This is a genomic window from Microbacterium rhizosphaerae (genome assembly GCF_034120055.1).
GTDB lineage: Bacteria > Actinomycetota > Actinomycetes > Actinomycetales > Microbacteriaceae > Microbacterium > Microbacterium rhizosphaerae.
In genome coordinates this window covers 1,756,026-1,774,740 of the sequence record NZ_CP139368.1, presented here as the reverse complement: position 1 = coordinate 1,774,740, position 18,715 = coordinate 1,756,026, and the positions used below count along the sequence as shown (strand labels likewise).

Below are 18,715 nucleotides of genomic sequence, written 5' to 3'. Positions count from 1 at the left end.
GCCGAAGTGAGCGCCGTCCAGTTCGAAGTGCCCGCTGTCGTCCCGGCCGACCCGAGCGCCAACATCACCGACCTGCTCTCCGAGCGGGTGAAGGAGACGCCGGACCGGGCCCTGTTCGCCGTGCCGGACGGCGACGGCTGGAAGGACGTGTCGGCCGCCGAGTTCCAGCGGCAGGTCATCGCGCTGGCCAAGGGGTTCGCGGCTGCCGGGATCGAGCCCGGCGACAAGGTCGGCTTCATCGCCCGCACGACCTACGAGTGGTCGCTCGTCGACTTCGGGCTCTTCTACGCGGGTGCGGTGATGGTGCCGATCTACGAGACGAGCTCCACCGCGCAGATCACGTGGTGCCTGTCCGACTCCGGCGCCGTGGCGTGCATGACCGAGCTGCCGTCGCACGCCGAGCGTCTCGCCGAGGCCGCCGTCGACCTTCCGCTTCTGCGCACGACGTGGTCGATGGCGGACGGCGCGCTCGAGAAGCTCGTCGCGGCCGGCACGGACGTGCCCGACGCCGAGATCGAGCGCCGCCGCACCATCGCGAACGGTGCCGACATCGCCACCCTCATCTACACGTCGGGCTCGACCGGGCGTCCGAAGGGCTGCGTGCTCACGCACGCCAACTTCGTCGAGCTCTCGCGCAACTCCGCGGTCGCGCTGTCCGAGGTCGTGCAGGTGCCCGGCGCCTCGACACTCCTGTTCATCACGACGGCGCACGTCTTCGCCCGGTTCATCTCGGTGCTCGCCATCCACGCCGGCGTGAAGACCGGGCATCAGCCGGACACGAGCCGCCTGCTGCCCGCGCTCGGCTCGTTCAAGCCGACGTTCCTGCTCGCGGTCCCGCGCGTGTTCGAGAAGGTCTACAACTCCGCCGAGCAGAAGGCGGAGTCCGGCGGCAAGGGCAAGATCTTCCGCGCGGCGGCGAACACGGCGGTCGAGCACTCGACCCGGCTGCAGGAGGGGCGCCGCATCCCGCTCATGCTCAAGCTCAGGTTCGCTCTCTTCGATCGCCTCGTCTACAAGACGCTGCGCGCGGCGATGGGCGGCAACGTCTCGTACGCGGTCTCCGGCTCGGCGCCGCTCGGCGCGCGCCTGGGGCACTTCTACCACTCGCTCGGCATCACCGTGCTCGAGGGCTACGGCCTCACCGAGACCACGGCGCCAGCGACGGTCAATCTGCCGACCAAGTCGAAGATCGGCACCGTCGGTCCGGTGCTGCCGGGCGTCGGCATCCGTCTCGCCGAGGACGGTGAGATCGAGGTGCGCGGCATCAACGTCTTCCGCGAGTACTGGCACAACGAGGCCGCGACCGCGGACGCGATGGACGACGGATGGTTCCGGACCGGCGACTTCGGCTCGTTCGACGACGAGGGCTTCCTCACGATCATCGGTCGCAAGAAGGAGATCATCGTCACCGCCGGCGGGAAGAACGTCTCGCCCGCCCTGCTGGAGGACGCGATCCGCGCGAACCCGGTCGTCGGCCAGGTCGTCGTCGTCGGTGATCAGCGACCGTTCATCGGCGCGCTCGTGACGCTCGACGCCGAGATGCTTCCCACGTGGCTCGCCAACAACGGACTGCCCGCCGATATGCCGCTCGACGACTGTGCGACCAATGCGCAGGTCCGCGCCGAGGTGCAGCGCGCCGTCGACGAGGGGAACAAGCTCGTGTCGCGCGCCGAGTCGATCCGCAAGTTCACGATCCTGCCGACGCAGTGGACCGAGGCCAGCGGCCACCTCACGCCGAAGATGAGCATCAAGCGCCACGTGATCCTGTCGGACTACTCGGGCGCCGTCGACGAGCTCTACAACGTCCCGGTCAAGACGACCAACAACGCCGTCGGCTGAGTCCGCCGACGAGGACGGCGGTCGGCCGAGCCGACCGCCGTTCGCTCATTCGCGCGTGGTCACCAGCTCGCCTCGCGGATCTCGCGCATCGCCACGCGGCGGCGCTCGGGGTCGAGTCGGTCGAGGTACAGCTTGCCGTCGAGATGGTCGGTCTCGTGCTGGAGCGCCTGCGCCAACAGGCCTTCGCCCTCGAGGATGACCTCGTTGCCGTCCAGATCGATGCCGATGACCTTGGCGTGGGGGTAGCGCATCACGTCATGCCACAGACCCGGGACGGAGAGGCACCCCTCGCCCGTCAGCGTCGGCTCGCCGCCGACCTCGACGAGCACGGGGTTCAGCACGTAGCCGATGTCGCCGTCGATGTTGTAGCTGAAGGCGCGCACGCCGACGCCGATCTGCGGCGCCGCGACTCCGGCACGCCCCGGCAGCTCCACGGTGTCGACGAGGTCGCGCACGAGCGCGCGCACGCCGTCGTCGATGCTCGCCACGGGCGCGCTCGCCGAGCGCAGGACGGGGTCGCCGAAGACACGGATGGGGCGGACCGCCATGGCGTCAGGCCGCCGCGTCGAGCGAACGCAGTCCCTCGATGATCGTCGCCGCGAGCTGGCGCGCCGCCTCCCGCGTCGCAGGCTGCAGCTCTCGGTACGAGATCGCGGTGCCGGCGCCGATGTGCGGGTCGTAGGGCATGCGCACGACGGCGCGCACGCGCGAGCGGAAGTGCGCCTCGAGCTCGTTCGGGAGCACGAGCGGCGAGCCGGGACGCGCGTTGTTCAGGACGACGACCGCGCGGCGCACCTTGTCGGCGAAGCCGTTCGCCTCGAGCCACGTCAGGGTCTCGGACGCCAGTCGCGCCTCGTCGACACTCAGACCGGCCACTATGACGAGCTCATCGGCCATGTCGAGGGTCGCCCCCATGACGGAGTGCACGATGCCGGTGCCGGTGTCGGTGAGCACGATCGAGTAGTAGTGCGCGGCGACGGCCGCGACATCTCGGTAGTCGTGGTCGCTGAACGCCTCGGAGACGTGCGGGTCGGAATCCGACGAGATGATGTCGAGGCGCGTCTCGTCGCGGGCGACGATCGTCGAGATGTCGTTGAAGCCGTTGACCGCGCCGCTCAGGCGTGCGAGGTCGCGGACCGTCCGGCCGCTCGTGCGCGCGATGCGCTCGGCCAGCGTGCCCCGGTCCGGGTTGGCGTCGATCGCGATCACCCGGTCGTCGCGGGCGTCGGCGAGCGCCATCCCGAGCAGCGTCGTGATCGTCGTCTTGCCGACGCCGCCCTTGCGGGACACGACCGGCACGAAGCGGGCGCCGCCGGCCAGCGGCGCGGCGATGCGACGGTCGAGCTCCTTGCGCGCGCGGGCGCGCTTGCCGTCGCCGAGGTTGATACGACGTCCCGAGATCGAGTACACGAACTGCTGCCACGTGCCCTCGGGCTCGGTGCGTCCCACCTTCGTGTGGTCGAGAAGGCGATCGGCGGTCAGCAGGTCGGCGCTCTCGCGGTCGGGCTCGAACTCGCCGACGCGCTTCGAGGTCAGCGAGATCTCGGTCGGGTGCACCGCGACGCGCTCGGTCTGGTGCACGCGCTCGACATCGCCGGGAGCCGCGGCGGCCGGCTGGACCGGCACAGCGCCCGTCGCCTGGCGCAACGCCGAGCGCGTCAACGAATCAGTGGTCGGCTTCTGTTCGTCCACGGCATCCCCCTCGTCCTGGACGGCGTCCTCCGCCGGCGCCTCATCTGCCGGCTCGAGTTCGTCCCCCTGCGTCGAATCCCCATCGACGGCGTCGGTCTTGCTGATCTCATCTTCGAGGTGGACGTCCAGCTCGTCCAGATCCTCGGCATCGCCGACCGGCGCGAGGTCCGCCGGCTCTTCGGCCGGGGCGTCCACGTCGATGACGTCCTCGCCGTCCTCTGCGTCGTCGAGCACCTCGGGCTCGAGGGGCTCGTCCGTGAGTCCGCTCACGTCGAAGCCCGCCGCGGCGAAGGCGGCGTAGGCGTCGACGGGCTCGGACTCGACGGGCTCGGACTCGACGGGCTCGGACGCGGCAGGCTCAGCGTCGACGGACTCGGCGACCGCCTCCTGCCCGGCATCCTGGAGCTCATCGGCGTGCTCGACCTGCTCGACCTGCTCGCCCTGCTCGACGGTGTCGACGTCCTCGACGACCACGGCTTCGAAGACTTCGTCCTCGGACATGATCTCGGCCACGACGACCTCTGCGTCTTCCGCCTGGAATTCGGCCTCATCCGACGCATCGTCGGATCCGGCGAGGGCGGGCAGCGCCGCGGCGTCGAGGTGGATGTGCTCCACGGCGATCTCGTCGGCGACGATGTCGTCGACGACATCGTCGCTGTCGAGGTCGTCGTCCTCGGAGCCGACCGGCATGCTCACGCTGACGTGAGCGGTCGATCCGAAGATCGCGATGCCGGTCGTGTCGATGCTGGCGGTATCGCTCAGAACGCCGTTCTGTTCGTCGTCGTCGGCATCAGGCGTGTTGTCAATGCGGTCAGGACTCACTGGTGAGTTCTCCAGAAGGGTCGGGGCCGTCGGGAATGGGGCCGCCCTCCAGGCTACTGCGCATTGCGGATGGCGACCAAAAGGTCGCCGGCATCCACCTGCTGCGTTCCCGTGGTGACGACCCGCTCGACGACGCCCGCGACGGTGGCGTTGATGGACGCCTCCATCTTCATCGCCTCGATGGATGCCACCGCCTGGCCGGCGGCGACGTGGTCTCCGACGGAGACCTTGACCGTCACCGCGCCGGAGAACGGCGCCGCCACGTGGCCCGGAACCGACGAGTCCGCCTTCTCGGCCTGACGCACCTCGACGTCGATGGAGCGGTCGCGCACGACCACCGGGCGCAGCTGGCCGTTCAGCGTGGTCATGACGGTCCGCATGCCCTTCGTGTCGGCCTCGCCGATGGCCTCCAGCCCGACGTAGAGCTGCACGCCCCGCTCGATCTCGACGACATGCTCCGTGCCGGGTGCGAGCCCGTACAGGTAGTCGGCGGTGTCGAGCACGCTGAGGTCGCCGTAGGTCTCGCGCGCCTGCGCGAACGTGTGCGTCGGCACGGGGAACAGCAGCTGGTTGAGCATCGCGCGGCGGGTGGTCGAGTCGCCGTCGAGCGCCTCCTCCTCCGGAGCCGTGAGCGGGGTCGTCCCGATGCGGACGTCGCGGCCCTGCAGCACCTTCGTGCGGAACGGCTCGGGCCAGCCGCCCGGCAGGTCGCCGAGCTCGCCTGCCATGAAGCCGACGACGGAGTCCGGCACGTCGTACCTTTCGGGGTGGGCGGCGAAGTCGGCCGGGTCGGCGCGCACCGCCGCGAGCGCGAGGGCGAGGTCGCCCACGACCTTCGACGAGGGCGTCACCTTCGGGACGCGGCCCAGGATGCGGTCGGCGGCGGCGTACATGTCCTCGATGAGCTCGAAGTCGTCCGCGAGGCCGAGGGCGATCGCCTGCTGGCGGAGGTTCGACAGCTGCCCGCCCGGGATCTCGTGGTGGTACACCCGGCCGGTGGGGCCGGGCAGGCCCGATTCGAACGGACGGTACAGCCGGCGCACCGCCTCCCAGTACGGCTCGAGGTCCGACACGGCGTCGAGCGAGAGTCCGGTGTCGCGCTCGGTGTGCGCGAGGGCGGCGACGAGCGCCGACAGGGAGGGCTGGCTCGTGGTCCCCGACATCGGGGCGGCCGCGGCATCCACCGCATCCGCCCCCGCCGCACTCGCCGCGAGGAGGGTCGCGAGCTGGCCGCCCGCCGTGTCGTGCGTGTGCACGTGGACGGGCAGGTCGAAGCGCTCGCGCAGAGCGGAGACGAGACGGGATGCGGCGCCGGGCCGCAGCAGTCCCGCCATGTCCTTGATCGCGAGGATGTGGGCGCCGGCGTCGACGATCTGCTCCGCGAGACGCAGGTAGTAGTCGAGCGTGTAGAGCTCCTCGCGGGGATCGAGGAGGTCGCCCGTGTAGCAGATGGCCACTTCGGCCACCGAGGTGCCGGTCGCGAGGACGGCGTCGATGGCGGGACGCATCTGCGAGACGTCGTTGAGCGCGTCGAAGATGCGGAAGATGTCGATCCCGGATGCCGCGGCCTCGTGCACGAACGCGTCGGTCACCGCCGTCGGGTACGGCGTGTAGCCGACGGTGTTGCGGCCGCGCAGCAGCATCTGGATCGCGATGTTCGGAAGCGTCGCACGGAGCTTGTCGAGCCGCTCCCACGGGTCTTCGGCGAGGAAGCGCAGTGCGACGTCGTACGTCGCGCCGCCCCACGCCTCGACCGACAGCAGCTGCGGGGTCAGCCGCGCCACGTAGGGCGCGACCGCGACGAGATCCTTCGTGCGCACGCGTGTGGCCAGCAGCGACTGATGCGCATCCCGGAACGTGGTCTCGGTCACGGCCAGCTCCGTGCGGGCGCGAAGGTCGGCTGCGAAACCGGTCGGGCCGAGAGCGAGCAGCCGGTCGCGCGAACCGGCCGGGGCCGGCGTCGCCACGTCGATCTTCGGGAGCTTCAGTCGCGGCTCCGTCGTCAGGGGGTTGTCGCCATGGGGCTTGTTCACCGTCGTCTCGACGAGCCACGTGAGCACCTTCGTGCCGCGGTCCTTCGATTCGCGGCCGCGCAGCAGCTCGGGGCGCTCGTCGATGAACGACGTGCTGATGTCTCCGGCGAGGAAGGCCGGGTCATCGAGCACGGCCTGCAGGAACGGGATGTTGGTCGAGACCCCGCGGATGCGGAACTCGGCCAGTGCGCGACGCGCCCGGGTGACCGCGGCGCCGAAGTCGCGTCCGCGGCACGTGAGCTTGGCGAGCATCGAGTCGAAGTGCGGGCTCACCTGGGCGCCGGCGGCCGTCGTGCCGCCGTCGAGACGGATGCCCGCGCCGCCCGGCGACCGGTAGGTGGTGATCTTGCCGGTGTCGGGGCGGAAGGCCTGGCTCGGGTCCTCCGTCGTGATCCGGCACTGGAGGGCCGCTCCGCGCAGGCGGATCGCATCCTGCTGCAGACCCAGCTCGGCGAGCGTCTGACCGGCCGCGATCCGCATCTGGGACTGCACGAGGTCGACGTCGGTGACCTCCTCGGTCACCGTGTGCTCGACCTGGATGCGCGGGTTCATCTCGATGAAGACGACCTCCCCGGTCCGCGGGCCGGCGGTCTCGAGGAGGAACTCGACCGTTCCCGCGTTCTGGTAGCCGATGGAGCGTGCGAAGGCGACGGCGTGCCGGTGGAGCGCGTCGCGCACGTCGGGGTCGAGGTTGGGCGCGGGCGCGATCTCGATCACCTTCTGATGACGGCGCTGCACCGAGCAGTCGCGCTCGAAGAGGTGAACGGTGTGCCCGGTCGCATCCGCGAGGATCTGCACCTCGACGTGTCGGGGCCGCAGCACGGCCTGCTCGAGGAACATCCGCGGGTCGCCGAAGGCGCTGTCTGCCTCCCGCATGGCGGCGGCCAGCGCCGCGGGAAGCTCGGCCTTCGACTCGACGCGGCGCATGCCGCGCCCGCCGCCGCCGGCGACGGCCTTCGCGAACAGCGGGAAGCCGATGTCGTCGGACTGCGCCACCAGGTCATCCACGTCGTCGGAGGCCTCGGTCGAGCGCAGCACGGGCACGCCGGCCGCGATCGCGTGGTGCTTCGCGGTGACCTTGTTGCCCGCCATCTCCAGGACGGATGCCGGCGGCCCGATGAAGACGATGCCGTTCTCGGCCGCGCGGGCGGCGAGGTCCGGATTCTCGGACAGGAAGCCGTAGCCCGGGTAGATCGCGTCTGCGCCGGCCTCCCGGGCGACGCGGATGATCTCGTCGACGTCGAGGTAGGCCCGCACAGGATGGCCCTCGGTGCCGATCTGATAGGCCTCGTCCGCCTTCAGCCGGTGCAGCGAATAGCGGTCCTCGTACGGGTAGACGGCCACCGTTCGGGCTCCGAGTTCGAAGGCGGCTCGGAAGGCGCGGATCGCGATCTCGCCGCGGTTCGCGACCAGGATCTTGCGGAACATGCAGACCTCACAGCTGGCGTGGGGGCGGACGCTGAGTGTGCTCACAGCCTAGGGGACGGTAACGTAGACGACCGTGCACGTCCTTTCCGTCAGCTCGCTCAAGGGCGGGGTCGGCAAGACGACCGTGACTCTCGGACTCGCGTCAGCGGCATTCGCCCGCGGTGTCCGCACGCTCGTCGTCGACCTCGACCCGCAGTCCGACGTGTCCACCGGAATGGACATCCAAGTGGCCGGTCGCCTGAACGTCGCTGACGTTCTCGCGAATCCGAAGGAGAAGACGGTCCGCCAGGCCATCACCTCCAGCGGCTGGACCAAGGTGCATCCGGGGACCATCGACGTCATGATCGGGAGCCCCTCCGCCATCAACTTCGACGGCCCGCATCCGAGCGTCCGCGACGTGTGGAAGCTCGAGGAGGCGCTCGCCGCCGTCGAGGCGGACTACGACCTCGTGCTCATCGACTGCGCACCGTCGCTGAACGCCCTCACGCGCACCGCGTGGGCGGCGAGCGACCGTGTGGTCGTCGTGACCGAGCCCGGCCTGTTCTCCGTCGCCGCGGCCGACCGCGCGCTGCGCGCGATCGAGGAGATCCGCCGCGGTCTCTCCCCTCGCCTCCAGCCGCTCGGCATCGTCGTGAACCGCGTGCGCCCGCAGTCGATCGAGCACCAGTTCCGCATCAAGGAGCTGCGCGACATGTTCGGCCCGCTCGTCCTCGCGCCGCAGCTGCCCGAGCGCACCTCGCTGCAGCAGGCACAGGGGGCCGCGAAGCCGCTGCACATCTGGCCCGGCGATTCCGCCCAGGAGCTCGCGGGCGACTTCGACGCCCTGCTCGACCGTGTGATGCGCACCGGGCGCATCCCGGCCCCCGAGGCTCCGACCGGCGCCTGAGACCCCACGACATGGTGAGGCCCCGAGAGTCCACTCTCGGGGCGTCGTCTTTCCGGATTCAGGCGGAGCGCTTGGCGCGGCGCGCGGCGAGTTCGTCCACGGCGTCGACCATCTGCGGCTCGATGTCGATGAGACTCGTCTCGACCTCGTGGAGCACCTTGCCGACCGCGATGCCGAACACGCCCTGACCGCGGCTGACCAGATCGATCACCTCGTCGTTCGACGTGCACAGGTACACCGAGGCGCCGTCGCTCATGAGCGTGGTGCCGGTGAGGTCGCGGATGCCGGCAGCCCGCAGCTGCTCGACCGCCACGCGGATCTGCTGGAGCGAGATGCCGGTGTCGAGGAGGCGCTTGACGAGCTTGAGCACGAGGATGTCGCGGAAGCCGTACAGGCGCTGGGATCCCGAGCCCTTCGCCCCGCGCACGGTCGGCTCGACGAGCTCCGTGCGGGCCCAGTAGTCGAGCTGGCGGTAGGTGATGCCCGCGGCTTTGGCCGCCACCGCGCCGCGGTAGCCGACCTCGTCGTCCATCAGCGGCAGACCGTCGGTGAAGAGGAGATCGTCCACGAACTGCGGCTCGCCCGATTCGTCATCTGCGCCCATCGCGTGCTCCTCCCCCCACTGGATTCGACTCTGTCAACGGTAGAGGAGCCCTGCCCCTCCGACAACGACCCCGCCCGTCGGCGTGTCGTCGGACTCGAGCCCCGGACGGCTCAGCCGAGCATCCTGTCGACGGCCGCACGGACGAAGATCCCGCGCAGCTCGTCGAGGCGGTGTGACAGTTCCGGCGCCAGCTCGCTCGCCCGCGCGCGGGACGCGGCATCCGTCCGTCGCAGCAACGGCGCGAGCGCCGAGGCCACGAGCGCCGCCTGCCGCTCCGCGGACTGCACGAGCGTGCGCACATGACGGGGCTCGATGCTGTGCCGGTCGAGAGCCACGAGCACGCGCAGGGTCGCAAGGTGCTGCTCGTCGTACGCGTCGGTGGCGGGAAGGATGCCGGTGCTCACGGCGTCGTTCAGCAGCTGAGCGGAGGCGCCGGCGACCGCGAGCAGCTCGTCGCGACGGTACCGGCGCGGCGCGGGGACGATCGACGGCGGCGGGGACAGCGGCGCCGGATCGCGTCCGGCATCGAGGTCGTCGAGGTACTCGCGGATGACGACGAGCGGAAGGTAGTGGTCGCGCTGCAGCGTGAGGGCGAGACGCAGGCGCTCGACATCCTCGTGCGTGAACTTGCGGTAGCCCGACTCGGTGCGCCGCGGGGTGACGATGCCCTGCACCTCGAGGAAGCGCAGTTTGCTGCTGGTGAGCTTCGGGAACTCCGGCCCGAGCCGCGCGAGCACCTGTCCGATGCTGAGAAGGGTGCTGCGACCGCCGGCCGCCGCCGAGCGGCCGCCTGCCTGCATCGCCGTCATCAGCGGCCTTGTGCCTGCTGCAGATCCACGGGCGATACGAAGAAGTTGAGGCGGAACTTTCCGATCCGCACCTCGGCGCCGTTCACGAGGGCGGCGCGGTCGACCCGCTCGCCGTTGACGTACGTCCCGTTGAGCGAGCGCTGGTCGACGATCTCGAAGGCCGCGCCCTCGCGGGTGACCTCGGCATGCCGGCGCGAGACCGTGACGTCGTCGAAGAAGATGTCCGCTTCGGGATGCCGGCCCACCGTGGTGACGTCGGCATCGAGCAGGTAGCGGGCGCCGGCCGTGGGACCCGAGCGCACGATGAGGAGCGCCGCACCGCCGGGCAGGGCCTCGATGGCCTCGAGCTCGGCGTCGGTGAGATCGGCGCCGAAGGGCACGAACGACAGGTCGGAATCGTGCCCGAAGGTCTGCGTCGTGTCGTTCGGCGGACCGGCCGGGCGGTCGGGCGAACGGCGGATTCCTCCGCGGTCCGTCTGGCGGTTCTCGTCCACGTCCACCCTCCTCTCCTCTCAGACTATCGGATCGATCCGCGGGCGAAAGCGCGGGGTCGCGGCATCCGTCCGTCCATCGACACGAGGCGCAGTGTTTCAGTCTGTGTCGCCCGAGATGACCCGGATGACGCGCCGCCCTAGCCTGATCTGGGTAACGACCCTATTCAGAAGGAGCACATCGTGTCCACCTCGCACAGCCGCATTCCGCCCCTCGAGGTGCGTGAGCGTGCGGCGTGCATGTGCGACCACGGATCGACCTGCTCCTCGTACGAGCCCGGCCACGCCGTGCACCTGATCCAGGCGCGCCTGGCATCGGCCACGCCGTCCGACTGGATCGACGCGGTCGTCGAGGCGGTGGACCCGGATGCGGGCACGATCGTGCTGCGCACCATCGCGGATGCCGCACCGATCCTCGTCTGGAACGGCGCCGGCGCGGCGCGCGCACTCGAGGCCGGCGCGCCGGTCGCGCTGCACGCGCGCTACCACGTGCTGGCCGACGGGCGTCGCCGGTTCAACGTCCTGCGCGACGCGTAACGGATGACCGCGGCTCAGGCCGCCGACATCATCGAGGTCCTGACCGCCATGCAGGCGTCCATGCACGCCTTGCAGGCCTGCGCGCACATCTTGCAGACGGCGCTCATGTCCGCGTGGTCCATGCACTCGTCCATGCACGTCTGGCACATCGCGATGCAGGCATCCAGCATCGCCATCATGCTCGCGGGGGTCATGCCCTGCATCCGCATCATCGCCCGCATCATCGTGTTGCACATGTCGGCGCAGTTCATGCAGGCGGGCGAGCATCCGTCCATCAGCTGAACCGCGCAGACCGTGGCCGCCTGCTCGCACGCCGAGCAGGCGTCCATACAGGCCTGCATGACGTCCATGTCCATCGCGGTGTCCATGCCGGGCATCGTCATCATGTCCTTGGACATCATGTCCATCATCATCGCGTCCATGCCCTCTCCGTTCTCTCCGGCCGACCGGGTCGATTCCGGCCGATCGCTGGCAACGGCGGGCAGTCCGCCGCTGCCGCCCATGCTAGGCGCGCGGGACCGGTCGACGGAAGAGCAGCGAGGCGTTTCCGGAGGCCGTCCACGTCGCGTTCGCGCAGGCCGCGACGACGGGGTTCCGAGGGGTGATCCGGCCCGCTCGGAGGCCGATTCCGACCGATAGGCTGGGAGTATGCCTCACTACGACGTCGTCATCCTCGGCGCGGGCCCCGGCGGTTACGTCGCGGCCGTGCGCAGCGCACAGCTCGGCCTCTCGGTCGCCGTCATCGAAGAGAAGTACTGGGGCGGCGTCTGCCTCAACGTCGGCTGCATCCCCTCGAAGGCGCTGCTGAAGAACGCGGACCTCGCCCACACGTTCCATGCGAAGGCCGATCTGTTCGGCATCTCGGGCGACGTGCACTTCGACTTCGGCGTCGCACACGACCGCAGCCGCAAGGTGTCCGAGACGCACGTCAAGGGCATCCACTTCCTCATGAAGAAGAACAAGGTGACCGAGTACGACGGGCGCGGCACGTTCGTCGACGCGCACACGATCGATGTCGCCAAGAACGACGGCACCTCCGAGCGCGTCACCTTCACGAACGCGATCATCTCCACGGGCTCGACCGTGCGTCTCCTCCCCGGCGTGCAGCTCAGCGAGAACGTCGTCACGTACGAGGAGCAGATCCTCACGCGCGAGCTCCCCGACTCGATCGTCATCGTCGGCGCCGGCGCGATCGGGATGGAGTTCGCCTACATCCTCAGCAACTACGGCGTGACGTGCACGATCATCGAGTTCCTCCCCCGCGCCCTCCCGAACGAGGACGAGGAGGTCTCGAAGGAGATCACCCGCCAGTACAAGAAGCTCGGCGTCGAGATCCTCACCTCGACCAAGGTGGAGTCGGTCACCGACCACGGCGACCGCGTCACCGTCGCGTACACCGCGCAGGACGGCACGGCGGGCCAGATCGACGCCGACAAGGTGCTCATGTCGATCGGCTTCGCACCGAACGTCGAGGGCTTCGGCCTGGAGAACACGGGCGTCAAGCTCACCGAGCGCGGCGCGATCGACATCGACGACCACATGCGCACGAACGTCGAGGGCATCTACGCCATCGGCGACGTCACCGCGAAGCTCCAGCTCGCGCACGTCGCCGAGGCCCAGGGCGTCGTCGCGGCCGAGACCATCGCGAACGCGGAGACCATGACGCTCGGCGACTACCGCATGATGCCGCGCGCCACGTTCTGCAACCCGCAGGTCGCCTCGTTCGGCCTCACCGAGCAGCAGGCGCGCGACGCGGGCTATGACGTGAAGGTCGCGAAGTTCCCGTTCTCCGCCAACGGCAAGGCGAACGGCCTGGGCGAGCCCGTCGGCTTCGTCAAGGTCATCGCGGACGGCGAGCACCTCGAGCTCCTCGGCGCGCACATGATCGGCCCCGACGTCTCGGAGCTTCTCCCCGAGCTCACGCTCGCGCAGAAGTGGGACCTCACCGCCCTCGAGGCCGCGCGCAACGTGCACACCCACCCGACGCTGTCGGAGGCCGTCCAGGAGGCGTTCCACGGCCTGGCAGGGCACATGATCAACCTCTAAGCTCGACGGAAGCACTCGACGCCGCCCCGACCGAAGCCGGGGGCGGCGTCGAGCCCGTTAAGAGCCGAACCCGGTGAGGACACTCGGTATCGGCTCAGCAGGCGAGGATGCGCTGGAGCTTGGAATCGGATGCGGCGTGCCGCCCGCCGGCGGCGAGCACGAGCTCGTCGACCGCGGCGAAGAACGCCGTGTGGTCGTCGGGAGCCGCGGGGCCGAGCTCGACCTCCCACTCGCGCCAGGAGTCCTCGTGGCCGGTGCGCTCGGCGCGCCCGCGCACGCGGTCGTCGACGACCTCGGCGACGAGCGCTCCGGTCTCGTCGCGCAGCGCGTAGGCGTGGCGCGGGTTGTGCAGGCGCGCGAGCGGCAGGAACGGCGGCTGCGCATAGCGCGCCAGCGCCTTGACCACTCCGTCCGGCACGTCCTGATCACCCGACACCGGGGCATCCAGCGGCCAGTGCCACTCGTGCCTGCCGTCGGCGGCGGAGGTCTTCACGTGCCAGCCTTCGTCCGGCCCGCCGGTGCGGCGGCGCAGCGCGATGGCCTGCCGCGCGAGCGCGAGGTCGACGGTGTCGAAGTACTGCGCGTCGAGTGGGCGCAGCTCGGCCTCGCCGATCGAGGCGACGCCGGGCAGACGCATCCAATCAGGAAGCGGCGTGTCCTCGTCGACGTCGTACTTGCGCTCGACCTCTACGGAGTGCGAGGGATCACTCAACGGTGCCGACTTATTCGTCCCTGCCGTCGGGATCGGGATCGATGTCCTCGGTCGCCTCGACGTAGATGAAGTGCGCCTCGGTCGGACCGTCGTGCGCCCCCGTGTGCTCATCCTCACCGCGCCGGCGGTAGATGAGCTGACCCTCGCCGTAGGGCACGATGAGCGAATCCGTGACACCGGGCTCGAGGGGGATGATCTGCCCGTCCAGCGGGCCTCCGGAGAGTCGTGCGATCGCCATGGGGACAGCGTAGTGTTCGGCGGTCGGATTACTGCGCATGCAAGCGTTTCCACTCTTCCCCTAGACTCGCCTCCGTGAAGGCCATCCGCACGTTCACCGTCCGCCCCGTCCTCGCCGAGTCGCTCGCGCCGCTCGATGCGCTGGCGGCCAACTTCCGCTGGTCGTGGTCGCGCACGCCACGCGATCTGTTCGCCTCCATGGACCCCGCCCTCTGGTCGCAGGTCGGTGAGAACCCCGTGAGGATGCTCGGCGCCATCGGCCAGAAGCGCCTCGACGAGCTCGCCGCCGATGCGGCGTTCGTCGAGCGCGTGAACGCCGAGGCGGAGAGCCTGCGGGGCTACCTCACCGGCGACCGGTGGTTCCAGCAGCTCGAGGGGGACAAGCCGGCGCACATCGCGTACTTCTCCCCGGAGTTCGGCGTCGACGGCTCCCTCCCCCAGTACTCGGGCGGACTCGGCATCCTCGCCGGCGACCACCTGAAGAGCGCGAGCGACCTCGGCGTGCCGCTGACCGGTGTCGGCCTGTTCTACCGGTCCGGCTACTTCCGCCAGTCGATCGGCGACGACGGGTGGCAACGCGAGAGCTACCCGTTGCTCGACCCGTACGGCCTCGGCCTGACGCTGCTGCGCGACGAGGACGGCGCACCCGTCGAGATCTCGCTCGACCTCCCCGGCGACCGTCGGCTCTCCGCGCGCATCTGGATCGCCGACATCGGGCGCGTCCCGCTGCTGCTCCTGGATGCCGAGACCCCGTCGAACACCGACGAGATGCGCCGCGTCACCGACCGCCTCTACGGCGGCGGCGGCGAGCACCGCCTGCTGCAGGAGCTGCTGCTCGGCGTCGGCGGCGTGCGCGCGGTCCGCGCGTTCGCGGCGCTCACAGGGCGTCCCACCCCCGACGTGTACCACACCAACGAGGGCCACGCCGGGTTCCAGGGCCTCGAGCGCATGGCCGGGTTCATGACGGACAGCGGGCTGAGCTTCGACGAGGCGCTGGCGCAGGTGCGCGCATCCACTGTCTTCACGACCCACACCCCGGTGCCCGCGGGTATCGACCGGTTCCCGCGCGACCTCATCGAGGCCTACCTCGCGAGCAACCTCTTCTCGGGCATCGACCCGGTGCGCGCCCTCGCCCTCGGCCTCGAGGACTACCCGGGGGGCGACCCCGGCGTGTTCAACATGGCCGTGCTCGGCCTGCACCTGGGGCAGCACGCCAACGGGGTGTCGCGGCTGCACGGCAAGGTCAGCCGCGGGATGTTCGGCCAGCTGTGGCCGGGCGTCGACACCGACGAGGTGCCGATCGGCTCGATCACGAACGGCGTGCACGCGCCGACGTGGGTGCACGCCAAGCTCAAGGGGCTGAGCGAGGAGCGATTCGGCGACTCGCACGTGGCGACGCACGACTGGACCGACAGGGGTGTCGTGAGCGACGCCGAGCTGTGGGGCGTGCGCCAGGCGATGAAGGCCGACCTCGTCGCCGAGGCGCGACGGAGGGTCGCGGCATCCCTCGGCGACACCATCACGCCCGCGTGGGTCGACGATCTGCTGGACACGAACGTCCTGACGATCGGGTTCGCCCGCCGTGTGCCGACATACAAGCGCCTCACGCTCATGCTGCGCGACCCGCAGCGGCTCACGCGCCTTCTCACCGACCCCGAGCGGCCGGTGCAGATCGTGATCGGCGGCAAGTCGCATCCCGCCGACGACTCGGGCAAGATCCTCATCCAGCAGCTCGTGCGATTCAGCCGCGACCCGAAGGTGCGCGGGCGGATCGTGTTCCTGCCGGACTACGACATCACGCTCGCCAAGACGCTGTACCCGGGCTGCGACGTGTGGCTGAACAACCCGCTGCGCCCGCTCGAGGCGTGCGGCACGTCGGGCATGAAGGCCGCGCTCAACGGCGCGCTGAACCTCTCGATCCTCGACGGATGGTGGGACGAGTGGTTCGACGGCCGCAACGGCTGGGCGATCCCGACGGCCGACACCGCGTCGAACGACGAGGAGCGCGACGACGCCGAGGCGGCGGCGCTGTACGACCTCATCGAGCATCAGCTCGTCCCGGCGTTCTACGAGCGCGAGGGCGGCATCCCGACGACCTGGCTCGGGATGGTGCGGCACACGATGACCGATCTCGGCTCGAAGGCGACGAGCGACCGGATGGTCCGCGACTACGTGCAGACGATGTACGTGCCGGCGGCCGCTCACGACGCCGCGCTGCGCACGGACGACTTCGCGGAGGCGCGCGCGCTCGCCGCATTCATCCAGCGCGTGCGGACCTCGTGGCCGAAGGTGCGGGTCGCGAACGTCGACAGCAGCGGCATCCCCCAGCAGGCGCAGGCGGGCGATGTGCTGGAGATCCAGGCGAGCGTGGCGCTCGACGGCCTCTCCCCCGATGATGTCGCGGTCGAGGTGGTGTACGGACCCGTCGACGGTGATGACGACCTCGGCGACAACCGGCGCACCGCCAGGCTGCAGCCCACGGGACCGGCCGGCGCGGATGGCCTGACGCTGTTCACGGGTTCGCGGACCCTCACGGCCACCGGGTCGTTCGGCTACACGGTGCGGGTCGTTCCGGCGCATCCGCAGCTCGTCTCGGATGTCGAGCTGGGGCTCATCGCCTTCGCCTCCTGACGCCGTCTTCGCCATGGCCGGGTCCTTCGGGACCCGGCCATTTCTTGTGCACAGGCTGCGGTGTCGCTGCGGATCTGCCCGCCACGGACCTGGTATGCGCGAAGATGAAAGCCTGGGGATTGGGGAATCTTTATGCGTGGACTTGCACAGACGCTCGTATTGACCGGCGCGGTTCGTGCCGCCGACATGTCGGCCGTGCTCGCGGAGGTGGGCGACGGACCGGATCTCAGCCGGGTCCTCGTGTCGAACGGGCTGGCATCGGATGCCGAGATCGCGGAGGCGGTGGCGCTGAACACCGGGCACCGGTACGTCGACATCGGGGTGATGACGATTCCGCCGGACGTCATCGGGCTCGTGCCGGGAACGCTGTGCCGCAAGTATCAGATGCTGCCGATCGAGCGGTCGGGCGACCAGCTGAAGGTCGCGATGCTCGATCCGACCGACATCATCGCGATCGATGACGTGGCGAGCATCACGGATCTGAGCATCAACCCGGTCGTCGCGGCGGCGGATGCGCTGCAGCAGGCGTTCGAGCGCTACCTGCGCAGCGACGACGAGCTAAGCGACCTGTCGGAGCAGATGGGCGAGTCGGCCGGCGCATCCACCGTCACCTTCACCGAGACGCTCGACGAGCAGGACTCCGACGCGCCGATCGTGCGGTTCGTGAACCTGCTGATCACGCAGGCGATCAACGACCGGGCGAGCGACATCCACATCGAGCCGGGCGAGCGCTACCTCACGGTGCGCTTCCGCATCGACGGCGTACTGCACGAGATGCAGCGGGCGGACCGCGCGATCCAGGACGGCATCATCTCGCGCCTGAAGATCATGTCGGCGATCGACATCGCGGAGCGCCGGCGGCCGCAGGACGGCCGCCTGTCGGTGACGCACGAGGGCCGTCAGGTCGACCTCCGCGTGGCGACGCTGCCGACGGTGTGGGGCGAGAAGATCGTCATGCGCATCCTGGACAACTCCGGCCAGGTGATGTCGATGGGCGACCTGAGGTTCTCGGATCACAACGAGTCGCTCTTCCGCACCGCGATCACGCGCCCGCACGGCATGGTGCTCGTGACGGGCCCGACCGGATCGGGCAAGTCGACGACGCTGTACACGGCGCTGCGGACGGTGTCGAACCCGCGGATCAACGTCATCACGGTCGAGGATCCGGTGGAGTACCGCATCCCGGGCATCAACCAGGTGCAGGTGAACAACCGCGCCGGGCTGACCTTCGCGACGGCGCTGCGGTCGATTCTGCGGTCGGACCCGGATGTGGTGCTCGTCGGCGAGATCCGCGACAAGGAGACGGCTGTCATCTCGATCGAGGCGGCGCTCACCGGCCACCTCGTGCTGTCGACGCTGCACACGAACGACGCGCCGTCGGCGCTGACCCGTCTGACCGAGATCGGCACCGAGCCGTTCCTCGTCGCAACGGCGCTGACGGCCGTGATCGCGCAGAGGCTGGCGCGCCGGCTGTGCATGCGGTGCCGGGCTCCGCTCGGCGAGTCGTACGACGTGCTGCGTGGCCTCGGGATGCCGGAGCACATGCTCGAGGGGCACGAGCTGTACCGCGCGATGGGGTGCAACTCGTGCTCGAACACGGGATACCGCGGCCGGCTCGCGCTGCACGAGGTCATGCCGCTGACCGACGAGCTGGAGCAGCTGATCGTGACGCGCTCGACGGGCACCGAGATGCGTGAGCTCGCGCTCGCGCAGGGCATGGTCGCGTTGCGGGATGACGGCTGGGCCAAGGCGGCGCAGGGGCTCACCACGGTCGAAGAGGTGCTGCGCGTCTCGGTGTGAGCTGCGGCTCGCGGTGGGTTGCGCGTCTCGGGGGTGAGTTGCGCGTTTGGGGGCTGAGATGCGCGTTCTGGGATGAGTTGCGCGTTTCCGGATGAGCTGCGCGTGTCGGGGTCTGTCCCGTGCGGCGGTCGGGCCGCGGCGCCGGCAG

The 18,715-nt window shown here is 70.0% G+C and carries 15 protein-coding genes; 6 read left to right on the top strand and 9 right to left on the bottom strand.

Annotated elements, in window-relative coordinates:
• Nucleotides 1–6: 6 nt before the first annotated feature.
• Entirely contained in the window at nt 7–1,839 is a 1,833-nt protein-coding gene (locus SM116_RS07760) for an AMP-dependent synthetase/ligase (RefSeq protein ID WP_320943872.1), read from the top strand.
• 59 nt (nt 1,840–1,898) lie between these two features.
• Here the strand turns inward: SM116_RS07760 and def are convergent, their stop codons facing one another.
• Genes def through SM116_RS07745 form a run of 3 tightly spaced genes read right to left on the bottom strand, consistent with a single transcriptional unit; the run spans nt 1,899 to nt 7,814 of the window.
• Entirely contained in the window at nt 1,899–2,387 is a 489-nt protein-coding gene (gene def / locus SM116_RS07755) for a peptide deformylase (protein WP_320943871.1), read from the bottom strand.
• A gap of 4 nt (nt 2,388–2,391) precedes the next feature.
• On the bottom strand, nt 2,392–4,353 hold the full coding sequence (locus tag SM116_RS07750) for a MinD/ParA family ATP-binding protein (protein WP_320943870.1): 1,962 nt from the start codon (nt 4,351–4,353) through the stop codon (nt 2,392–2,394).
• 53 nt (nt 4,354–4,406) lie between these two features.
• Complete coding sequence (locus tag SM116_RS07745; RefSeq protein ID WP_320943869.1) at nt 4,407–7,814, bottom strand: pyruvate carboxylase; 3,408 nt, start codon at nt 7,812–7,814, stop codon at nt 4,407–4,409.
• 73 nt (nt 7,815–7,887) lie between these two features.
• Here SM116_RS07745 and SM116_RS07740 point away from each other — a divergent pair, with 73 nt between their 5' ends.
• The gene (locus tag SM116_RS07740) at nt 7,888–8,700 is read left to right on the top strand and encodes a ParA family protein (protein ID WP_320943868.1); all 813 of its coding nucleotides are present in this window, start codon (nt 7,888–7,890) and stop codon (nt 8,698–8,700) included.
• A 58-nt stretch (nt 8,701–8,758) separates the two neighbouring features.
• Here SM116_RS07740 and SM116_RS07735 read toward each other — a convergent pair whose 3' ends face one another.
• From SM116_RS07735 to SM116_RS07725, 3 genes are all read right to left on the bottom strand, one after another.
• Complete coding sequence (locus tag SM116_RS07735; protein ID WP_320943867.1) at nt 8,759–9,304, bottom strand: MerR family transcriptional regulator; 546 nt, start codon at nt 9,302–9,304, stop codon at nt 8,759–8,761.
• A gap of 110 nt (nt 9,305–9,414) precedes the next feature.
• Nucleotides 9,415–10,113 (bottom strand): transcriptional regulator FtsR, encoded by a 699-nt coding sequence (gene ftsR / locus SM116_RS07730; protein ID WP_320943866.1) that lies wholly within the window; start codon nt 10,111–10,113, stop codon nt 9,415–9,417.
• On the bottom strand, nt 10,113–10,607 hold the full coding sequence (locus SM116_RS07725) for an FHA domain-containing protein (protein ID WP_320943865.1): 495 nt from the start codon (nt 10,605–10,607) through the stop codon (nt 10,113–10,115). The genes ftsR and SM116_RS07725 overlap by 1 nt, the downstream gene beginning before the upstream one ends.
• Nucleotides 10,608–10,787: 180 nt before the next feature.
• On the opposite strand from SM116_RS07725, the gene SM116_RS07720 reads away from it, so the two are divergent.
• Complete coding sequence (locus SM116_RS07720) at nt 10,788–11,141, top strand: hypothetical protein (protein ID WP_320943864.1); 354 nt, start codon at nt 10,788–10,790, stop codon at nt 11,139–11,141.
• A 14-nt stretch (nt 11,142–11,155) separates the two neighbouring features.
• Here the strand turns inward: SM116_RS07720 and SM116_RS07715 are convergent, their stop codons facing one another.
• The gene (locus SM116_RS07715) at nt 11,156–11,644 is read right to left on the bottom strand and encodes a four-helix bundle copper-binding protein (RefSeq protein WP_320943863.1); all 489 of its coding nucleotides are present in this window, start codon (nt 11,642–11,644) and stop codon (nt 11,156–11,158) included.
• 145 nt (nt 11,645–11,789) lie between these two features.
• Between SM116_RS07715 and lpdA the strand changes: the two genes are divergently transcribed.
• Nucleotides 11,790–13,187: a dihydrolipoyl dehydrogenase gene (lpdA, locus tag SM116_RS07710; RefSeq protein ID WP_320943862.1), complete on the top strand. Its 1,398-nt coding sequence runs from the start codon at nt 11,790–11,792 to the stop codon at nt 13,185–13,187.
• Nucleotides 13,188–13,281: 94 nt separating this feature from the next.
• Here the strand turns inward: lpdA and SM116_RS07705 are convergent, their stop codons facing one another.
• Entirely contained in the window at nt 13,282–13,899 is a 618-nt protein-coding gene (locus SM116_RS07705; protein ID WP_320943861.1) for a CYTH domain-containing protein, read from the bottom strand.
• A 10-nt stretch (nt 13,900–13,909) separates the two neighbouring features.
• Entirely contained in the window at nt 13,910–14,137 is a 228-nt protein-coding gene (locus SM116_RS07700) for a response regulator (RefSeq protein ID WP_320943860.1), read from the bottom strand.
• Nucleotides 14,138–14,211: 74 nt separating this feature from the next.
• Between SM116_RS07700 and glgP the strand changes: the two genes are divergently transcribed.
• Together glgP and SM116_RS07690 are read left to right on the top strand one after the other, a co-directional pair.
• Entirely contained in the window at nt 14,212–16,767 is a 2,556-nt protein-coding gene (gene glgP, locus SM116_RS07695) for an alpha-glucan family phosphorylase (RefSeq protein ID WP_320943859.1), read from the top strand.
• A gap of 132 nt (nt 16,768–16,899) precedes the next feature.
• The gene (locus SM116_RS07690; protein ID WP_320943858.1) at nt 16,900–18,567 is read left to right on the top strand and encodes a GspE/PulE family protein; all 1,668 of its coding nucleotides are present in this window, start codon (nt 16,900–16,902) and stop codon (nt 18,565–18,567) included.
• Nucleotides 18,568–18,715: the final 148 nt, after the last annotated feature.